Here is a 19,242-nt window from a genome sequence, read left to right on the forward strand (position 1 = left end):
GGGCGACCATGGCAGACATCCAGTTCATCCGCGACAATCCGGCGACGGAAGCGTTCCAGCGCGGCCAGCGCGCCTATCAGGATCTGCTCACGACCGATATCGCCAATGATGGCCGGATGCAGCAGAACGCCGAGCAGGCCGCCGGCATGCCATCGCGGCTCAGGGCACTCGACGCCAACGCCGGCTACGACCAGACGCGCGCCGATGTGGCTGCGCAGACCGCACCTTATGACGTCGCCGTGGCGCGCGAGCAGGCTGCACAAGCGCCGATCAAGACCAGCGATGCCGCGCTTTCCGCCTCTGAAAATCAGGCCACGTCCGCCGATCGCATTGCGCAGACCAAGCAGAACACAAGGCTTGGCGAGGTCAAGGTCGACAATGCCGCGCTCGACGGCACCTACAAGGTGATCGACCTGCTCGACCAGGGCGACGTGGTGACGGCGCGTGCCGTGGCCAAGCAACTCGGCGTCGACCTTCCCGACCAGATCGTCAACAACCGGCTGGTGATCAAGCAGTTGAAGACGCTCTCCGAGCAGGCCAAGACGCAATATCCGAACTCGCCGAAACGCCAGCAGCAGTTCATGACCGAGGCGGTCAAGGGCCTGACAGCCGAAGGTGCCGCGGGCGGCCAGAACCGTGCCGACCCGGCCTATCCGTTCAAGGTCGACAATGCGCCGGAACCGGACATGGATGCAGCGACCGGCCGCGCCGGCAGGCCGCTGCAGTTCCAGGTCGTGCAGGATGCCGCGAAGGCGCTTGGCTATTCCGACGAGGACGCCTTCGCCATTGCATCGGGCCGCAAGCCGCCGACCGACGTCGACCTGATGAATCTGGCGCGTCAGTTGACCTCAATGGAAATGCCGTCGAGCGATTTCCGCACATCGCCGGAAGATCGCCGCCAGCGCTATCAGGCGATCCTTGCCGACTTGAAGTCTGGCCAGCAACACCCACAGGCAGGCGCCGATCCGTCGCAGCCGGCGCAGACCGCAGCACCAGCGCAGCCAGGCGCCACCGCTACCCCAACGAGCCCGCCGCCGGGCCTGACTGGCGCCGGTTCTCAGGCGGACCCGTACAAGGCCACGACGCAGGATCAGGTCGAGTGGTTCAAGCAGTATGCGCCAGCCGGCGCTCAAATCGTCATTGACGGCGGCACATACACCAAATGACGCTCAACACCGCCGGCCTGAAGAAACTCGACACCACGGGCTTGCGCCCGGCGGGTGCGCCGTCCGGTCTCAACGTCGAAGGCTTGAAGAAGCTCGACACCACCGGGCTGACGGCAATGCCGGCGATCGGTCGGGCCGATCCCATGTCCGAGGACCGCTCCGTGCCGTTCGGCTCGCTGGCGCGCGGCTTCAACCGCCTGCAGCAGGCCGGCACCATCGTGCAGCACGAAACCGGGCTGATGTCCGATGAGGACGCGGCCAAGGCGCTGGTGCGCGACGAAGCCGACATCGCCCGCTATCCGGCACCGCCTGCGGTGCAGGAGGGCATGAAGGAGATTTCGGAGGCCAAGGGCTGGGGCGGCGCCGCCTATGCCATCCTGAGCAATCCGCAGGCGGTCCTGTCGACGATCGGCGAAAGCCTGCCACAATCCTTGGCGCCTCTGTCAGGCGGCATTGCTGGCGGTGCTGCAGGCGGTGCTGCCGGATCGGTCGTTCCTATCGTCGGCAATGCCGCAGGCGCCACGGTCGGCACCATCGGCGGCACGTTCCTTGGTTCGTTCGCAGGAGAATATTCCGCGACCATCATCGACACGATGCGCGACCATGGCGTCGATTTCAACGACGATGCCGCAGTCGCAGCCGCGTTCAAGGATCCAGCCATCATGGCGGATGCGCGGTCGCACGCGCTCAAGCGCGGCATTCCGGTTGCGGCGTTCGACGCGATTTCGTTCGGCGTTGCCGGCAAGATCGGCAAGCCGGTCGCCGAACTCGCCATGCAGGCCGGCACGGGTGCAGCCGGCGAGGCCAGCGCGCAATATGTCGACGATGGCGAGATCAGCAAGCCCGGCGATGTGCTCATGGAGGGCATCGCCGAGGTCGTCTCCGGCGTTCCCGAAATCGGCGTCGGCATGGCGCGCGAGGCCAGGCAAGGTCGCCTCCATTCGGTCAACGGGGTTCCGGAAGGCGCATTTCCGGCCGAGCAGATGATCGGCGCCGATCCGGAATCGGATGCTGCCATCAACAGCCGCATCGACGATGCCTTCGGTCAGGAAATGGCCGGGTTTGATCCGACGTCCCGTGTCGATCAGGCATTTGCGCCGCCACCGCCAGCGGTCGGACAGCCGGTGACGCCGGCACCGCTCGATGCCGGCGGCCTGACGCCGGTTGTACAAAACGTACAGTCTCCCGACGTTTCCCGTGAAACCAACACGGAACAGGCGCCGCCTGTCGCCGATCCGAGCCTTATCCCTGTCACGGATCAGCCGAAGGGCATGGCCGCTCTCGTGCCGGAGGAGAAGAGCTTCACCATCGCTTCCGGCTCGGCCGACGTCTCGCATGTGCGCCCGGAAGTCCTCGACCGTTTCCAGCAATTGCAGGACACGTTCGGCGCGCAACTGCCGATCAATTCCGGTTTTCGCGATCCAGAGCGCAACGCAGCGGCCGGCGGCGCCAAGCATTCGCAGCATATGGACGGCAATGCGCTCGACATCGACGTGCGCAACATGCCGATCGCAGATCGCGTGCGCCTGATCGAAACCGCGTCGGCCGCCGGCTTCACCGGCATCGGCGTCTACAATAACGCTATTCACATCGACCTTGGCGCACGGCGTTATTGGGGTCCGAGCCACAGCGCCGAAAGCCTGCCAAGCTGGGCCGCCGACGTCATCGGTCGCCACATGGGCGGCCAGATTGCGCAGGCGCCGCATCGCCCAGGCAGCACGCCTATTTCCGAGATCATCCTAGGCGCGAACGACACCCGGCCCAATCTCGATGCGCTGCTTTCCGACAAGCGCAAACTGTCCGAGATCGTCGCCGAACGCAAAGCCATCGCAGATTTCGTGCCGACCGCGAAATGGCAGACCGTGCCCAACGGAGCGCCAACCGACGGTCTTGAGACCAGGACCCAGGACGGCGTCACCATGGCGCGCTTCCAGCCGCCTGCCGGCACGCGCGAATCGCCGCTGGTGATCGAGCGGCCGGAAGATATTCACGTCAACGCCGAACAGACCGTCGCGCCGACACCGGGGCAGGCCGAGGCTGGCAACTATCGCAAGCGCCATGTCGAATGGCAGGGCATGCCGATCGCCATCGAGACCGAGGCGGGGCAGGAGCGCACCGGCATCGACGGTAGCGGCAAGCCGTGGTCGGTGCAGATGCCGGCGCCCTACGGCTATCTCAAGCGCACCAAGGGTGCCGACGGCGATGCGGTCGACGTCTATCTCGGCCATGAGAACACCGGCCATGTCTTCGTCGTCGACCAGATCGATCCGGCGACGGGGAAGTTCGACGAGAACAAGGTGATGCTCGGCTACAACGAATTGCAGTCGGCCATGGACACCTACGACGCTGCGTTCTCCGACGGCAGCGGGCCAAGGCGTGCAGGTGCCGTCACCGGCATGACCGTGGCGCAGTTCAAGCAATGGCTGAAGAACGGCGAACCGAAGAAGCCGGTTGCCTACAGCAAGCCAGCAGCGGCGCGCGGCGGCGGTGGCGTGGGCGCCACGCCCGACATCGTGCAGTTCCTCGCCGCAGCCGGCGGCCTGCAGGACTATCGCGGCGAGTTGCGGTCGCTCGACCTGCACAACGTCTTCGTGCCCGGCGCCGGCCGCCTGATGCGCTCTGGCGGGCTGACGCTCGATCGGGCGCGCGAAATGGCCGAAGAGGCGGGCTATCTCGGTCAAGCCGGGCAGTATCAGGTCAGCAGCATTGCCGATATGCTCAATGCCATCGAGGCGACGCGGCGCGGCCAGCGCATCTTTGCCCGTGCCGACCAGGCAAAGGGCGCCGGTATCGTCGCCGAGCAGAACACGGCCAAATCGCGCGAAGACGAGGTCAAGCGCGAGCTCAAACAAGCGCTGGCCTCAGTCGGCGCCAACCTGCATCCGACCGAACTGGAAGAAGTTCATGCGCTGATCGCCGACGGCTGGTGGCCCGACGAGGCCGCCGCCGAGGTGATGGAACGCCATATGCTTGCCGCAGACGCCGAAACAGCGCATATTGCGCCGGCCAAGGACCAGACCGATGACGCACCATTTTTCGCCGAAGATGTCGCCGGACGAACGGACAGCGCTCGCCAAGACGCTGCGCCAGCGCGCCTTGACACAACCGGGCTTGTCCGCCACCGAGCGCAAAAACCTGCGCCGGCAAGCGTCGAACGCGGAAGCACTGAACCGGTTGGAGGTCAAAATCCAGAACCGGAAGTCGCAGCAGAGCCAGCCCAGCCAGCAGTAGCGCAGCCCATCGCGGCACCCGAGCCGGTTAAACCGCCTGCGCCTATCTCTCCGCAAGCCCCATCTTTCTACGCCGATCTCGCGCCCGACGAGCGATTGAGATTTGATGCGGCTGTTCAGGCGAACAAAGACGTTGCCACGCTGCTCGGCACAAAAATTGACCAGATGAAGGCCAGCGGCGACGGCGCTCGCGCCGTGCATCTTGAGGGTAAGCTAGCCGAAATCCTCGCTGCCATGGGCGTCGGTAGCAGGCTGACCCCGGCTGCGCCGCGACCACGGCGCGCGCCAATCACGCCGGACATCGCCAAGCGCGCGATCAAGATACTCGATGAGGGCTTCGATTGGGATGCCGCCGTCGATGAAGCAAGGCGCCGCGCGGGAGGCGAGGCACCGCGCCCTGCGCCATCGGCGACCGAGGAATCGAACGCGGATTATGTTGAGCAGGTCAAATATGACCTGCCTGCGGGGTATAGATTCCATCGCGCAGGCATCGAAACAACGCTGTCCGGCCCAGACGGCAAGCGTATCGCGTTCACCGATGGGCAAAGCCAAGGCATCATCGATTCGATGGTGGCTACCGCGCGTGAGAAAGCGGACGCGACAAAGGCAGAAACTGCGAAGCCAGTTGCCACTCCAAAGCCAGACGAGCGTGCCACGGCGGAACCTCCGGTTCCCAATGGCATGGTGCGCGTCTATCACAGCGGCCAAGCGTTGGGCGATGGCGAAACAGGCCGCTGGGTAAGCACCAATCGCACCTATGCTGCCAACTACCGCTCCGATCTACCACTGCACTATCTCGACCTGCCTGCCGACGATCCGCGCGTGAACAACCCAGACTATGCTGACCAGGGCGTAAAGCAGGGGTTCACGTTCAACTTTGAGGTCAGCGCCGACGAGGCGAAACGGTTGCGGCAGATCAACCGAACCACTGAGCCGTCAGCCAAACCGACATCTGCCGGTCTCGGCAAGCCAAAACCCATCGGCGAAGCACCACCGATTCGCACGCCACGCTTTGACGATGGCAAGGCGGAAGAGCAGAGGTTCGCGCTGCGGGACGACGGTCCTACCGCCACGCCTGCATTCAAGAAGTGGTTCGGCGACAGTCTTGTTGTGGACAATGACGGCAAGCCGCTCGTCGTCTATCACGGCAGCAACAGGCAGTTTCAGGCGTTCAAGCCGTCGCCAAGCATGCGGCAAAGTCCGTATGGCCATGAACCTGTGGTCTCTCCGGCCTACTTCTTTACGCCGGAAAAGGCGACAGCGCAGATGTTCGCCAAGGACCGCGTCAAGATAGACCAACGGCTGCGTGGCAAAAAAGGTGGGCGCGCCCAAGTCAGGGCCTTTTACCTGTCGGTCCAGAATCCGTTGGATTTGGTAATTTCGGATGGGCAACTTGCTGAGATCGAGAGCCGTGGCGAGTATTTTGTGCGTGCTGACGAGCCAGACCCATACGCGACCGAAATCATCGACCAGATAGCCGGATACCGGCCAGAGACGTGGGCCGACGTGCAGCGTGCCCTCGATGACCCCGATGTGATCAATGGCCTCAAATCCGAAGGCTTTGACGGCGTCAGGTTGCGCGAGGATGATGGTAGTGATGCATGGGCCGTGTTCGAACCGACGCAAATCAAATCCACCGACAATAGCGGTTCGTTCGATCCGGCAGATGCAAGGGTCAACTACGCCCTGCGCGAGGGTAACCCACGCCTCATCACCGAAAACTTCAAGATCGGCGACGGCAGCAACCTTCGCACCGAGATCCTGCTCGCCGACCGTTTCGCCGCCGAAACCGATCAGATCGAAGCGGCAATGCGAAAGGAACTCGACCGGCTCGGTCTGACCGATGTCGGCGCGCGCCTGGCGCAGACCATCCGCTTCATCGTCAATGGCGAGGCTTATCCAGCCGACGGTCGCTACTTCAAAGGCTTGATCGACGTGGCGCTCGACGCCAAGGACCCGGACAATGTTCTTCAGCATGAGGCGTTGCATGCCATGCGCCGCGCCGGGCTGTTCACCGATGAGGAATGGCAAGCGCTTTCAAACACATCTGTCCGCGACTGGATGAAGCGCTACACCATCCCGGAACGTTATGCCGGCTTTCCAGAATGGGCTCAGACCGAAGAGGGAATCGCCCATGCCTATGCCGATTGGGCGACGGGAAAGCTCAATTCAGGCGGGTTGATCGCGCGGGCCTTCCGCAAGATCAAGGCGTTCATCGAGGCGCTGCGCAATGCGCTCAATGGCCTTGGCTTCAAGACCTCGGAAGACGTGTTCGGCAAGATCGGCTCCGGCGAGATCGGCCGTCGTCCACGCGCTGCGGCCGGCGAGGACGCCGCTTATGCAATCCCGTCGAACGACGGTGATCTGTTCGCCAAGGAAGTTGTCGAGACGATGGACGGGCCACGGGAGCAATTTATCATCCCCGGCGCCGACAAGATCAGCGACAAGGAGCGCGCCGAACGTCTGATGCAGGGCCGGCAGCGATCGGGCAAGCCGCAGCGCGACGCCTCCGGGTTGCCGCTGTTCGGCGACGAGAAAGATCAGATGTCGATGTTCCAGGCGGCATGGCATGGCTCGCCGCACCTGTTTGACAAGTTCTCGCTTGGAGCGATCGGAACAGGCGAGGGCGCGCAATCGTTCGGTTGGGGCCTGTATTTCGCTGGCAAGAAAGAGGTCGCGGAATTCTACCGAGAGAAACTATCCAGCCCAGACATCAACGCGCTTGAGGAGTATTTCTCAGCGGGCCGCGTTGTTGAAGGGTACGTTGGGTATGATAAGGTTCTTGATTTCCGCCGCCATCATGGCGGCTTTTCTGTGCAGGTCGTTAGTACCGATAAAGACGGGAATGTAGGTCAAAGATCGCGCCCGCGCTGGCATTCAACAATACCGGATAAATCAAAGATCGAGCGCGTTCTCGGTCGCAAACTCGGCCGTCTATTCCAAGTCGAAATCCCGGACGATAGCGAACTCTTGGCGTGGGATGCGCCCTTGAGTGAACAGCCAGAAGCGGTGAAGACGGCCATCCGCTCGATGGTGGATGCTGTCAAAAAGCCAGGTCTATTCACGCGGGAGCCAGAACGCACTTTCCGCAGTTCCGTGCGCGATATCCTTGGCGGGAAGGAATGGGACAAGACGACAGGCGCTGATCTGTATGGCTGGCTTAAAGGCCGGCTTGGTTCCGATAGGGCTGCATCCGAAGCGTTCCGCTCTGCCGGCATTCCCGGTCACAAGTTCCTCGACGGCAGTTCTCGCTCTGCGGGGGACGGTACCTACAACTATGTCATCTATGACGATGCACGCGTCGAGATCGACCAGATGTTCAAGCTCCGCAAGGAGCCGGAAACCGCCGCCGATCGCCAGCGCGTCGCCCAAGGTTTCATCGCCCGCGGCCAGCCGATCGACCGCGCGCTGCGCCTGCCGTTCCAGATCTTCGGCGGCATCGACAAGCAGGGCCAGTGGAAGCCAGGTCTCTATCTCAGCGACAAGACGGCGAAGCTGCTCACCTCGGCGACGTTCAACCCGGAAGGCCGCTTCTCATGGCTGAACGGGCCGATGGCGACGGCGCGCGCCGGCCTGGTCGACCGCTACGGCCTCGACCCAGCCTATATCGACCGCGAGCGCAAGCGCGCGCTGGACGAGCGCAGCATCATGATGGACGGTGTCGAGGTTCTCAAATCCTTGAAGGACCAGAACGTCGGCATGGAGGAAGCCAAGGTTCTGCAGGCGATACTGACCGGTGAAAAGGTCAACGACGGCGACATGACCAAACTCGCCGAACCGATCCGCGTCGCCATCGACGAATTGGGGCAGGAGGCGGTATCGCTCGGACTGCTCTCACCTGAGAGTTTCGAGCGCAACCGAGGCGCCTATCTCCACCGCGTCTATGCAAAGCATGAGATGGACGGCGGCATGATCGGCTACGTGTCGAAGCTGATGACCAGCCGCCGCCAGCGAATCGTCGGTGACCAGTTCAAGGGCAGGGGCATCTTTCTCGATGTCGAAGCGCCGCGCCTGGTGCGCGACGATCCGGCATGGGCAAGTGCCGGCCGCGGCAAGCCTGTCAAGGGCGAGAAGTTCCGCATCCTCGACATGATGCAGCAGCAGGGCGATTTGCTCGAGCCGGACGCCAAGCCGCAGGCGGTGCAGCGCGTCTATCTCCCAGCCGATAAACCGGTGCCGGAGAAATATGCCGGCTGGCGCGACAACGGCATTTGGGAAATCCGCGCCGATAACGGCGGCAAGTTCACGCTCTGGCGCGACTATTCGAAGACCGAGCGCGCGTCCATGGGCGAAATCCTCGACGCCCGCTACACCATTGGCAAGACCTACCTGATGATGGCGCACGACCTTGCGACCGGCCGGTTCTTCAAGGACATCGCCGAAAACGAGGAATGGGTCTCGACCGCGCCACCGGCAACCAAATGGCTGAACTCGGAAGATTTCAGCCGTCGCGCCATCGACCCGGAAGTCGGCTGGGTCAAGGTGCCTGACACGGCGATCGGCGAGACCGGTGGCACCAAGCGTTGGGGCGCGCTGGCGGGCAAGTATGTCCGCGCCGAAATATGGCGCGACATCAACGAATTCACCATCATGAACAGGCCGACGTTCTGGCGCAAAGCCCTGACGCAGTGGAAGCTGAACAAGACCGCCCGCTCGCCGGTCGTGCACATGAACAATGTGATGTCGAACCTGATGTTCATGGACTTCGCCGACATCCGCATGCAGGATCTAGCCGCGGGCGTGAAGTCCTTCTATGCCAAGGATCAGCACTACCGCGAGGCGATAGAGAACGGCGCATTCGGCGGCGACATGATGACCCAGGAGGTTCGCGACAAGGTGCTGCGGCCGATCCTCGACGAGATTGCCAAAGCCGAATCGGACATCCCCGGGGTCGCCAGCAACGTTCGCACGCTGTCGCGAGTTGCCGACCGGCTGTGGGGTTGGGCCAAGACCGCCGACAGGTTCACCATCGAGGCCTACCGCATCGAGGACGAACTGTTTCGCATGGCGACCTACATGCGCCGCCGGCAGGCCGGTGACGAACCTGCCCAGGCCGCCGATTTCGCCCGACAACAGTTCCTCGACTATGACATCCGGGCCCCTTGGGTGAACGCGGCGCGCAATTCGGTGCTGCCGTTCATCTCCTACACCTATCGCGCGGTCCCGCTGATCGCCCGCGCGATGGCGACGCGGCCTTGGAAGCTGCCAAAGTACTTCCTGATCGCCTACGCGCTCAACGCCCTTGCCTATGGCTGGGACGATGATGGCGACGACGAGGAGCGCGAGCGCGCCAGTCTGCGCGACGAAGAGCAGGGCTTCACATGGCTTGGCGTGCCGCGCATGATGCGGATGCCGTTCCGTGACGGCAACGGCCTGCCTATGTTCCTCGATATCCGCCGCTGGATCCCGGCCGGCGACGTCTTCGACACCAATCAGGGTTCGTCGGCCATTCCCATTCCGGCGCCACTGCAATTCGGTGGCCCCTTCATGATGGCGGCCGAACTCGCCCTCAACAAGCAGGGGTTTACCGGAGAGCCGATCACCAACGACCTGACTGACAATTGGTGGGACAAGGCCGGCAAGAACGGCGATTATCTCTGGAAGGCGTGGATGCCGTCGGCGGCATGGGTGCCTGGTTCATGGTACTGGACCAAGATCGAGAACTCGCTCAAGGGCGCGACCGACTCCAAGGGCCGCACCTATGACCTGCCGTCTGCCATTGCCTCATCGGTCGGCGTCAAGGTCAAGGCGCAGGACGTCGAGGAAGGGCTGTTCTGGCACGGCTTCGACATGAAGAAGGTCGAGCAGGAGTTGCGGGCACAGGCGCGCGCCCTTGGCCGCCAGCGCGAACGCAACCTGATCTCGCAGGCGGAGTTCGAACGGTCGATGTCATCGATCATGACCAAGATGGACGCGCTCGCCGAAAAGCGCGCCGAGCTCGGGCGGGTAGCTGGCGGCGGGGATGATGAGACCGATGGCGGCGAGGACTAGCCGTCGCGCTGTGCGGCGGCGATGCCGGCCTTGATGCCTTCGCGATAATCGTTCGAGCCGATCGGGGTGATCGGTGGAATCGGGCAGATCGGCACGATCACCATGTCGCCCTTGATCGTCTTGTAGCCTTCCTCGAAGCCGTCGCAGAACTCGTCGGCCAAGGCCGGCGACGCTGCGAGTAGCAGTACGGCAAGTAGCAATTTCCGCATTTCTTCCTCCCTATCAAAAAAGCCAGACCACGCCGGCGAGCAGCCCAACCGCAGGGCCGATCTCGTGCGGCAGTTTCGCGAAGCCCGGCACATAGGCGGCAAGCCAGCGCTGCACCCTGTAGCCGGCAATGAGGCCGCCAGCTACGGCAAAGAAGGCGCCGGCCGCCTTTACCCACAGGCTCAAATCCGAGTCAGGAAATATCGTTCCGATCATGGGCCGGCACTCTGACGCCAAAACCACCAGCAGATCAACCGAATTGCGGCAGCAGGTTTGCCGCCCACAAGAGGAAAAACCCCATGGACCTGTCTTTCAAGGGCGCCGCCAAGCGCCTCGACGATCTCGACTTGCCAAAACTCGGCGCCCGCATTGGAGTAGGAGAGGACGAGATTCATGCTTTCTTGGATGTTGAGACGTGCGGTTCTGGTTTTGATAATCAGGGCCGACCGACGATCCTCTTTGAACCGCACGTCTTCTACCGCAACCTGTCGGGCGCCGCTCGATCGAAGGCGGTAGCCGCCGGCCTTGCCTATCCGAAGTGGGGCGGAAAACCCTATCCTCGAGACAGCTATCCGCGCCTGAAAGCCGCCTGTGCGATCGACGAGACCGCAGCGCTGAAATCCGCATCGTGGGGGCTCGGCCAGGTTCTCGGCGAGAACTTCGAGGCGGCCGGGTTTCTCACCGTGCAGGCCATGGTCGAAGCCATGAAGGACGATGAGGAAAACCAACTCCTCGCCGCGGTGAACTTCATCAAGGCCAACAAGCTCGATGACAATCTGCGTGCTCACGATTGGGCCGGATTTGCCAAGGGCTACAACGGCGCCGGCTATCGCAAGAACTCCTACGATACCAGGCTTGCCGATGCTTACCGCAAGTGGAGCCGCATCAAGGATACGCCGTGGCCGGCAAAGCCGATCCCTGCCGCGCCCGTGCCCGTACAGCCAGCGCCGGCACCTATCCCGGCTCCGCAGACCGTCCCGGCGCCAAAGCCTGTTCCTGCCGCTCCTACGCCAGCCGCCGTGCACGTCGAGCGCAATCCGTTCTGGGCGGCGCTGTTTGCAATCCTGAAAGCTATATTCTCACAGAAAGGCAAATGACATGTGGACCCGCATCAAGAAGTTTTTCTCCGGCAGCGAAACGATCTTTTGGGCACGGTTTCAGGCCGCGCTCGGCGTCGTTGCCGCAGTCGTCACCTACGTCGATCCGCAGGTGCTCTCGCCGATCATCCCGAGCGAGTGGTTCCCCTGGTTCCTCGTCATCAACGGCGTTTTGACCGAGTTCCTGCGCCGGCGCCGCGCGGAGGATCTGTGATGTTCGCTGCGTTCCTAGCCGCCATCATCGGCAACAAGACCATCATGGCGATTTTCGCTGCGGTGGTCGGCGGGCTTGGGCTCTATGTCGCCGGCGGCATCAATCGGGCGAAGAAGGACGCGGCAAAGCGGGCGGCTGAACAACTTGCCGCCGCGCAAGATCGCCTCGAGATGGACCGGGAAGCCACGGCAGCCGAACGGGCAGCGGCCGGCATGACGGATGAGCAGTCCCGCAAGGAGGCAGAACCGTGGGTAAGGCACTGATCCTCTGTCTGGCGCTGGCAGGATGCGTCACCGCGCCGCCGGTCGATAACCCTCGCAATGTTTGGTGCGACCACAACAAGCCGCAGCGGCCATCGCAGGCGGTTTTCGAGGCCATGACGCGGCCCGAGCTCGACGACATGAACACCCACAATTCGCAAGGCACAAAGTGGTGCGGTTGGCGCGCCTAAGCGGGCCGACAGGCTGTTGGAAGCAGTCTGCCGACCCTAACCACAAACTGATCTCGGGGGATCAATTAGATGGCTGAAACAAGCAATACCGCGGGAACGGTTCCCTTTTCCTTTATGAAGGAGATTTGACCGTGCCAGGGCAGACCATCGAAATGATGATCGGCGGCCTCTTGCAGGCGACGCAGGATATGCAGCGCGACATCACCGAAATCCGCCGCGACATCAAAGACTCGGATGCAAGAGCGGCGCTGTCCTATGAGCAATCCGAACAGCGCGCCGCCGCCAGCCGGTCGAAGATGTACGCCAAGACCGACGAGCTGGCCGGCAGGTTCGCTAAGACGGAGAGTGCCGTCGAGGCGCTTTCCGAGGACATGGTCGAGGTCAAGGCGGTCACTGCGGAGGTGACCAGGTGGAAGCTTATGGGGCTTGGTGCGCTTGGCGTCACCGGCATGGCTGCCGCTGCGGTGGCGTCGCTGATCACCGCCTATTGGGCTGACATCTGGCGCGTTTTGCGCGGCGGCTGATTTTTCATCGCATTCGCCGGCTCTACCGGCACGGAATCCGCATCGCGGATAGGCGGCGCTGTGCCGTCGTTTCAATGGAAAGGAAAATCCAATGAAGCCTACAATCGGAAGAATCGTCCACTATCGTGTCTCTGGGCAGGACGCCATCGCGATAAACCAGAGACGGAAGGATGCGAGGGAAAAACTGCCCTGGCATCACGCCCTCCGCTCCGGCGCCCAGGTCCACGTTGGCAACGACGTCAAGGAAGGCGACGTTTATCCGTTGATCATCACCCGCGTTTGGGGCGATTCGGACACGGCGGCGTTCAACGGCCAGTTGTTGCTCGACGGCAACGATCTGTTTTGGGTCACGTCAACCTCGATCGGCGACAAGATGCGCGAGTGCTTTTGGCCGCCGCGCGATGAGCCAAAGGTGGTTGCGGCGGCAGTAGCCGCGTAGCGACCTCCAATCCAGTCGCAAAAATTAACATGGCCCGTCGCGCCGAAAGGTGCGGCGGGCTTTTTGCGTTCACCCGCCCCGTTCGGTTTTAGACCAGGGCCGATGATCCTGCGGCAGGGCTCGCGGCCTATCGACACCAGATAGGCGTCGAATTCGTCATAGTGGCCAAGCTGGTCCTTGAAGCAGTATTCAACAGCTCCGTCCGCATAGGTGACAGTTCTGGTGATGTTGGCACCGCCGATCCAACGCTTGAGATTTCCCCGGTGATGGAACCATTCTGCCCGGTGGTGGAAGTCTTCCGCCAAATCGTGGATCTGGAATTCTAGCCGCTCGTCGCCATCAAGGGTTGCCAGAAGCCGCTGCTTGTACGGGCAGCCTACCTGTAGGTCGTTGAGGCGCGTGCGGATGCCATTCGTGTATCCGATCTTCACGTATGGCCCGGCCTCTAAGAAGTAGATCATTCGGCGTTCCTCATTCAGAACCAAAATAGAACAGGCTGTGCCAATTTTGCGTCACAGTGTGGCGCGCAAGCCTGCATGACTGTGCATGGAAGGTTTGGGAAAGCCCGGCGGAAAGCCTTGGAAACTGGTGGGCGATGCAGGGATTGAACCTGCGACCCCACCCGTGTGAAGGGTGTGCTCTCCCGCTGAGCTAATCGCCCGCTCGTTGCCCGAAGGCCAAGCGCGCCGCGATATAAGGGAGGCCGGCCCGCGAAGTCAACCACTTGTCGGTCGGCATCTGGCGGTCCGGACTATGGCCGGCTTCAGCCCTCTGCCGCGGCCATCAGCCCTTGTACCATATCGAGCGTCAGCGAATCGAAATGCGAGATCACCGCCGACGGTTCAAACTCCCGCACATGACGGTCGGTGTAGCCGAAATCGACTGCCACCACCGGAATGCCGGCCGCCTTTGCCGTGTCGATGTCGGTCTGCGAATCACCGACCATCAGTGCACGGTGCGGGTCGCCGCCGGCACGCGCGATGGTCTGCGTGAGATGGCGCGGGTCTGGCTTGCGGAACGGAAAACTGTCCTGGCCGCAGATCGCCGCGAAATGCCTGGTCATGCCGAGCGCCTCGATCAGTGCCACCGAATTGGCCTCGTATTTGTTGGTGCAGATGGCCAGCAGGTACCCGGCCGCCTCGAACCGCGCGATCGCCTCCGGTACGCCCGGGTAGGGGCGCGATTTGCCGGGAATGTTAACGGTGTAATGGTCCAGAAACAGCTTTAGCAGGCGGTCGTGCTCCTCCACTGCCAGCGACCTGTGCTGCGCTGCATGGGCGCGCTCTATCATCACCCGGCCGCCATGGCCGACGAAGCGCTTGAAGCCGGCTTCGTCGACGGCCGTGAGCTGGCTGGCGGCAAGGCTGTGGTTGAGGCTGTCGAGCAGATCCGGCGCCGTGTCGATCAGCGTCCCGTCGAGGTCGAACACGATGATCGGTCGGGTCATGGCCTGTCCTGTGACGATTTGATTGCCGGCAGGCGATAACCGCTGCGGCCCGTTCAGGCAAGCCGGCTTATGCATCGCGGGCAAGGTCCTTTGACCAGCCCGGCAAAAATGCTACGAGCGCCGAAACGAATCTCGGGACCCGGCATGGATGCGAGGCAATTGAAGGTTGAGGCTGCGCGGGCAGCGCTTGCCCATGTCACGGACGGCATGCGGCTCGGCATCGGCACCGGCACGACAGCGGATGAGTTCGTGCGGCTGCTCGCCGACAAGGTCGCCACCGGCCTGACTGTCATCGGCGTGCCGACCTCGGAGCGCACCGCCGTCCTTTGCACCGAGCTTGGTGTGCCGCTGTCGACCCTCGAGGAAACGCCCGAGCTCGACCTCACCATCGACGGCGCCGACGAGATCGATCCGGCGCTGACACTGGTCAAGGGCGGCGGCGGCGCGCTGCTGCGCGAAAAGATCGTCGCGGCGGCCTCCGCCCGCATGATCGTCATCGCCGACAGCTCCAAGATGGTCGAGATGATCGGCCGTTTTCCGCTGCCCATCGAAGTCAACCGATTTGGCCTGCGCGCCACCGAAATTGCAGTTGGCGCAGTGGCTGCAAACCTTGGCCTTTCCGGCCCTGTTACACTGAGGATGACGGGGAGCCAGCCATTTGTTACAGACGGCGGCCATTTTATCCTCGATGCATCTTTTGGCCGCATTCCGGATACAAGAGCGCTTTCGAATGCTCTCCACGCCATTCCGGGCGTGGTCGAGCATGGTCTTTTCATCGGGCTGGCATCAACGGCCATCATAGCCGGTGGCGACGGCATCCAAACCGTCCATGCCGCCCGAAAACCAGGGAGTTTTACCGATCATGATGTTGCATAACCGGGTTGGCCGCTTTTTTGCCATTCTGGCGGCCTCGGCCGTTTTCGCGTTTTCGTCGCCGGCGTTTTCGCAGGATGTCACTGATGCGCATTTGAAGGCGGCGCGCGCCGCGGTCGCGGCGATCCATGCGACGGATACGTTCGACAACATCCTGCCGCAAGCTGCCGCGGCGCTCGAGCAGCAGCTGATCCAGAAGAACCCGGACATGCAGGAACTGATCGCCAAGACGATCAACGAGAAGGCGATGGCCCTGGCATCGCGCCGCGCCGACCTGGAAAAGGAAGCAGCGCTTGCCTATGCAAAAGTGTTCTCGGAAAAGGAGCTCACTGAAATCGCCGCCTTCTACAACTCCGATACCGGCAAGAAGCTGCTCGACAACGGCTCGATCGTGACGCGCGAGCTGGTGAAGGCTGCCGACATCTGGCAGAACGGCCTGGCTCGCGATCTCGCCCAACAGGTAGGCGAGACCCTGGGTGCAGCGGCGAATGCCAAGGCGCCGGCCGCACCTGCCGACGGTGCCGCCCCGGCCGATGGCGCTGCTCCTGCGGACGCGACACCGAATTGATCGCGAACTTCCGAGCGGCCTGACCGCCACTGGACCAGAAAGCCCGGCAAGTCCGGGCTTTTCTTTTGATGGTCGGCAGCCTACCTGTCTCGGTGTTTGAGGGGCAAGGAGTTCAGCCATGGCCGGTTACGACTACGATCTTTTCGTCATCGGCGGCGGCTCCGGCGGGGTGAGGGCGGCGCGCGTCGCGGCAGCACTCGGCAAGCGCGTCGGCATCGCCGAGGAATACCGCTATGGCGGCACCTGTGTGATCCGCGGCTGTGTGCCGAAAAAGCTCTATGTCTATGCCTCGCAATTCCCCGAGCATTTCGCCGACGCCGCCGGCTATGGCTGGACGGTGCCTGAGGCGCGTTTCGACTGGCAGACGCTGGTCGCCAACAAGGATCGCGAAATCAGCCGGCTGGAGGCCATCTACCAGAACAACGTGCAGGGCGCCGGCGGCGAAGTCTTTCACTCACGCGCCGTGCTGGTCGATCCGCATGTGGTGCATCTTCTCGGTGAGGATCGCACCGTTACCGCCGACCAGATCCTGATCGCTACCGGCGGGCGTCCGGCACCGCACCCGGCATTGCCCGGCCATGAGCACTGCATCTTCTCCAACGAGGCCTTCGACCTCAAGGAGCTGCCGAAGGCAATCATGATCGAGGGCGGCGGCTATATCGCCGTCGAATTCGCCAACATCTTTCACGGGCTTGGCGTCGACACGACGCTTGTCTACCGCGGCAAGGAAATCCTCAGCCGTTTCGACATGGACCTCAGACGCACGCTGCACGAGACGATGGAAAAGAAGGGGATAAGAATCCTCTGCCACGCCGTGTCAGAGTGGGTCAGGAAGCGGCCTGACGGCCGGCTCGACGCGCTTGTCACCGGCGGCACGGTGCTAACGGTCGATCAGGTCATGCTCGCCATCGGCCGCGTTCCCAATACCGAGAACATGGGCCTGGAAGGCGTCGGCATCGAGATGACCAAGACCGGGGCAATCCAGGTCGACGGATACTCCCGCACCAATATCGACAACATCTGGGCGATCGGCGACGTCACCCACCGCGTGCAATTGACGCCGGTGGCAATCCACGAGGCGATGTGCTTCGTCGAGACCGCCTTCAAGGACAAGCCGACGGCGCCCGACCACGACACGATCGCGACCGCGGTCTTTTCCCAGCCCGAGATCGGCACGGTCGGCCTGTCGGAGGATGAGGCGGCAAAACGCTTTTCGGATCTCGAAATCTACCGCGCCACCTTCCGGCCAATGCGGCACACGCTTTCCGGCCGCGATGAAAAGATGCTGATGAAGCTGGTCGTCGACGGCGCCTCGAAAAGAGTCCTCGGCGCCCACATCCTCGGGCCGGATGCCGGCGAAATGGCGCAGCTTCTCGGCATACCGCTGAAGGCCGGGCTGACCAAGGATGATTTCGATCGTACCATGGCGGTGCATCCGACCGCGGCGGAAGAACTCGTCACCATGTACAAGCCGACTTACCGGGTGAGAGATGGTGAGCGCGTCTGACGCGACAAGAACCCATCGCGGCAACGGGATTGCCGCGGTGGAAGTGCGTGAGTTTTTTTACAGCAGCGTTCCGCGCAGGATCACCAGCGCCACAGAAAAATAAATCACCAACCCGGTGACGTCGACCAGCGTGGCGACGAACGGAGCCGATGCGCTGGCCGGATCGAAGCCGATGCGCTTCAGGGCGAACGGCAGCATCGATCCAGACAGCGAGCCGAAGGTGACGATGCCAACCAGCGTGGCGCCGATCGTCATTGCGATCAGCGGCCAGTGGGGGCCGTAGTCGTAGAAGCCGAGATACTGCCAGAGCGCGATGCGGCAAACGCCGACTACGCCAAGGATCGAGCCAAGCACCAGACCAGTCGGCAGCTCGCGCAGGGCCACCCGCCACCAGTCGCCAAGGCCGATTTCGCGCAGCGCCAGCGCCCGGATGACGAGCGAGGTCGCCTGCGAGCCGGAATTGCCGCCGGAGCTCATGATCAATGGAATGAATAGCGTCAGCACGATCGCCTTTTCCAGCTCGCCCTCGTAGCTCTGCATCGCGTTGGCTGTCAGCATCTCACTGACGAACAGCGCGCATAGCCAACCGGCGCGCTTCTGGATCATCGCCAGAAAGCTCATCTTCATGTAGGGCTCATCCAGAGCTTCCATGCCGCCGAAGCGATGCACGTCCTCGGTCGTTTCCTCGATCATCGTGTCGATGATGTCGTCGATGGTGACAATGCCGAGGAGTTTGCCGTTGTCCACGACCGGGACGGCGAGCAGATCGTATTTCGAGATCAGCTGTGCGACCTTCTCGCTATCGGTCAGCGGTGACACGGTAATAGGCGCGCGATCCGGCGCAACCGCCATGATCAGCTCATCCGGCTCACCGGCAATCAGCCGGCGCAAGCTGGTCGAGCGCAACAGGACATGCGTTTTCGGATCGACGATGTAGATCGCGTAGACGGTTTCGCGTGTCCGCTCCACCTTGCGGACGTAATCCAGCGTGCGGGCCACGCTCCAGTCCGGCGGCACGCTGACATATTCGGTCGTCATGAGCGAGGCGGCGCTGCCCTCGGGGTAGCCTAGAATGGCAAGCAGCGTCGCGCGCAGCGGCGGCGCCAGGCCGCCGAGCAGTTCGGAACGAGCCGGTTCGTTCAGATCGCGCAGTATGTCGGCGGCGCGGTCGACCGACATGGCCGCAAGCAGCCTGCCTGCCCTGCTGCGGGGCAGCGCCTCGACCAGTTCGGACGCGCCGTCGAGTTCAGGCTGGTCGAAGATCTCGACCAGCCGCTCGAACGGCACTTCGCAGAGCAGATCCGATGCTGTCTCGCGGGGCTCCTGATTCAAGGCCTCGACGATATCGGCGATGTGTTCGTTGGCAAGCACGCGGGCGATGGCGATAGCATCGCCGCCCGCGACAGGGGAAAACTCGTTCATGGCTCACTCCTTGCCGTCCGGCAGGACGTGAGCCGGTCAGGTCACGTCAAGCGGACGGCGGTTGCGTTCGACTGTGACTGTCGCCAGGCATGGCGCGGTGACCCTT

15 protein-coding genes and 1 tRNA gene are annotated in these 19,242 nt (G+C 62.8%); 10 read left to right on the top strand and 6 right to left on the bottom strand.

Annotation, left to right across the window (positions count from 1 at the left end):
- Positions 1-8: 8 nt before the first annotated feature.
- Entirely contained in the window at positions 9-1,166 is a 1,158-nt protein-coding gene (locus NKJ93_RS02445; RefSeq protein ID WP_352587462.1) for a hypothetical protein, read from the top strand.
- Positions 1,163-10,387, top strand: coding sequence for a pyrophosphatase-like OB fold-containing protein (locus NKJ93_RS02450; RefSeq protein WP_352587465.1), 9,225 nt, complete (start codon positions 1,163-1,165; stop codon positions 10,385-10,387). Before NKJ93_RS02445 ends, NKJ93_RS02450 begins: the two co-directional genes overlap by 4 nt.
- Here NKJ93_RS02450 and NKJ93_RS02455 read toward each other — a convergent pair.
- Together NKJ93_RS02455 and NKJ93_RS02460 are read right to left on the bottom strand one after the other, a co-directional pair.
- Complete coding sequence (locus NKJ93_RS02455) at positions 10,384-10,596, bottom strand: hypothetical protein (RefSeq protein ID WP_352587468.1); 213 nt, start codon at positions 10,594-10,596, stop codon at positions 10,384-10,386. The genes NKJ93_RS02450 and NKJ93_RS02455 overlap by 4 nt on opposite strands.
- A 13-nt stretch (positions 10,597-10,609) precedes the next feature.
- A complete protein-coding gene (locus NKJ93_RS02460) occupies positions 10,610-10,810 on the bottom strand; it encodes a hypothetical protein (RefSeq protein ID WP_352587471.1) in 201 nt (66 codons plus the stop codon).
- Positions 10,811-10,893: 83 nt separating this feature from the next.
- Between NKJ93_RS02460 and NKJ93_RS02465 the strand changes: the two genes are divergently transcribed.
- From NKJ93_RS02465 to NKJ93_RS02485, 5 genes are all read left to right on the top strand, one after another.
- Positions 10,894-11,691 carry an N-acetylmuramidase family protein gene (locus NKJ93_RS02465; RefSeq protein ID WP_352587474.1) on the top strand — a complete coding sequence of 266 codons (798 nt, stop codon included), beginning with the start codon at positions 10,894-10,896 and terminating at the stop codon, positions 11,689-11,691.
- Between the two features lies 1 nt (position 11,692).
- Positions 11,693-11,905 (top strand): hypothetical protein, encoded by a 213-nt coding sequence (locus tag NKJ93_RS02470; RefSeq protein WP_352587477.1) that lies wholly within the window; start codon positions 11,693-11,695, stop codon positions 11,903-11,905.
- Entirely contained in the window at positions 11,905-12,168 is a 264-nt protein-coding gene (locus NKJ93_RS02475) for a hypothetical protein (protein WP_352587480.1), read from the top strand. Before NKJ93_RS02470 ends, NKJ93_RS02475 begins: the two co-directional genes overlap by 1 nt.
- A complete protein-coding gene (locus NKJ93_RS02480; RefSeq protein WP_352587483.1) occupies positions 12,153-12,356 on the top strand; it encodes a hypothetical protein in 204 nt (67 codons plus the stop codon). The genes NKJ93_RS02475 and NKJ93_RS02480 overlap by 16 nt, the downstream gene beginning before the upstream one ends.
- 131 nt (positions 12,357-12,487) lie before the next feature.
- Complete coding sequence (locus NKJ93_RS02485) at positions 12,488-12,880, top strand: DUF1515 family protein (RefSeq protein WP_352587486.1); 393 nt, start codon at positions 12,488-12,490, stop codon at positions 12,878-12,880.
- 255 nt (positions 12,881-13,135) lie between these two features.
- Here NKJ93_RS02485 and NKJ93_RS02490 read toward each other — a convergent pair whose 3' ends face one another.
- The 3 genes from NKJ93_RS02490 to NKJ93_RS02500 all read right to left on the bottom strand — a co-directional run bounded on the left by NKJ93_RS02490 (position 13,136) and on the right by NKJ93_RS02500 (position 14,766).
- Positions 13,136-13,780, bottom strand: a complete 645-nt coding sequence (locus NKJ93_RS02490; RefSeq protein WP_352587489.1) for a GIY-YIG nuclease family protein — start codon at positions 13,778-13,780, stop codon at positions 13,136-13,138.
- Between the two features lie 125 nt (positions 13,781-13,905).
- Positions 13,906-13,980, bottom strand: a tRNA-Val gene (locus NKJ93_RS02495).
- A 102-nt stretch (positions 13,981-14,082) separates the two neighbouring features.
- Complete coding sequence (locus NKJ93_RS02500; RefSeq protein WP_352482587.1) at positions 14,083-14,766, bottom strand: phosphoglycolate phosphatase; 684 nt, start codon at positions 14,764-14,766, stop codon at positions 14,083-14,085.
- A 144-nt stretch (positions 14,767-14,910) separates the two neighbouring features.
- On the opposite strand from NKJ93_RS02500, the gene rpiA reads away from it, so the two are divergent.
- The 3 genes from rpiA (at position 14,911) to gor (ending at position 17,714) form a co-directional block, all read left to right on the top strand.
- Positions 14,911-15,642, top strand: coding sequence for a ribose-5-phosphate isomerase RpiA (gene rpiA / locus NKJ93_RS02505; protein WP_023717615.1), 732 nt, complete (start codon positions 14,911-14,913; stop codon positions 15,640-15,642).
- Positions 15,629-16,207, top strand: coding sequence for a DUF2059 domain-containing protein (locus NKJ93_RS02510; RefSeq protein WP_352494650.1), 579 nt, complete (start codon positions 15,629-15,631; stop codon positions 16,205-16,207). Before rpiA ends, NKJ93_RS02510 begins: the two co-directional genes overlap by 14 nt.
- A gap of 118 nt (positions 16,208-16,325) precedes the next feature.
- Positions 16,326-17,714, top strand: coding sequence for a glutathione-disulfide reductase (gene gor / locus NKJ93_RS02515; protein ID WP_352587492.1), 1,389 nt, complete (start codon positions 16,326-16,328; stop codon positions 17,712-17,714).
- A gap of 57 nt (positions 17,715-17,771) precedes the next feature.
- Here the strand turns inward: gor and mgtE are convergent, their stop codons facing one another.
- On the bottom strand, positions 17,772-19,136 hold the full coding sequence (gene mgtE, locus NKJ93_RS02520; RefSeq protein ID WP_352494652.1) for a magnesium transporter: 1,365 nt from the start codon (positions 19,134-19,136) through the stop codon (positions 17,772-17,774).
- Positions 19,137-19,242 lie beyond the last annotated feature (106 nt).

The sequence above is a fragment of the Mesorhizobium sp. M0028 genome, from assembly GCF_040323855.1.
GTDB lineage: Bacteria > Pseudomonadota > Alphaproteobacteria > Rhizobiales > Rhizobiaceae > Mesorhizobium.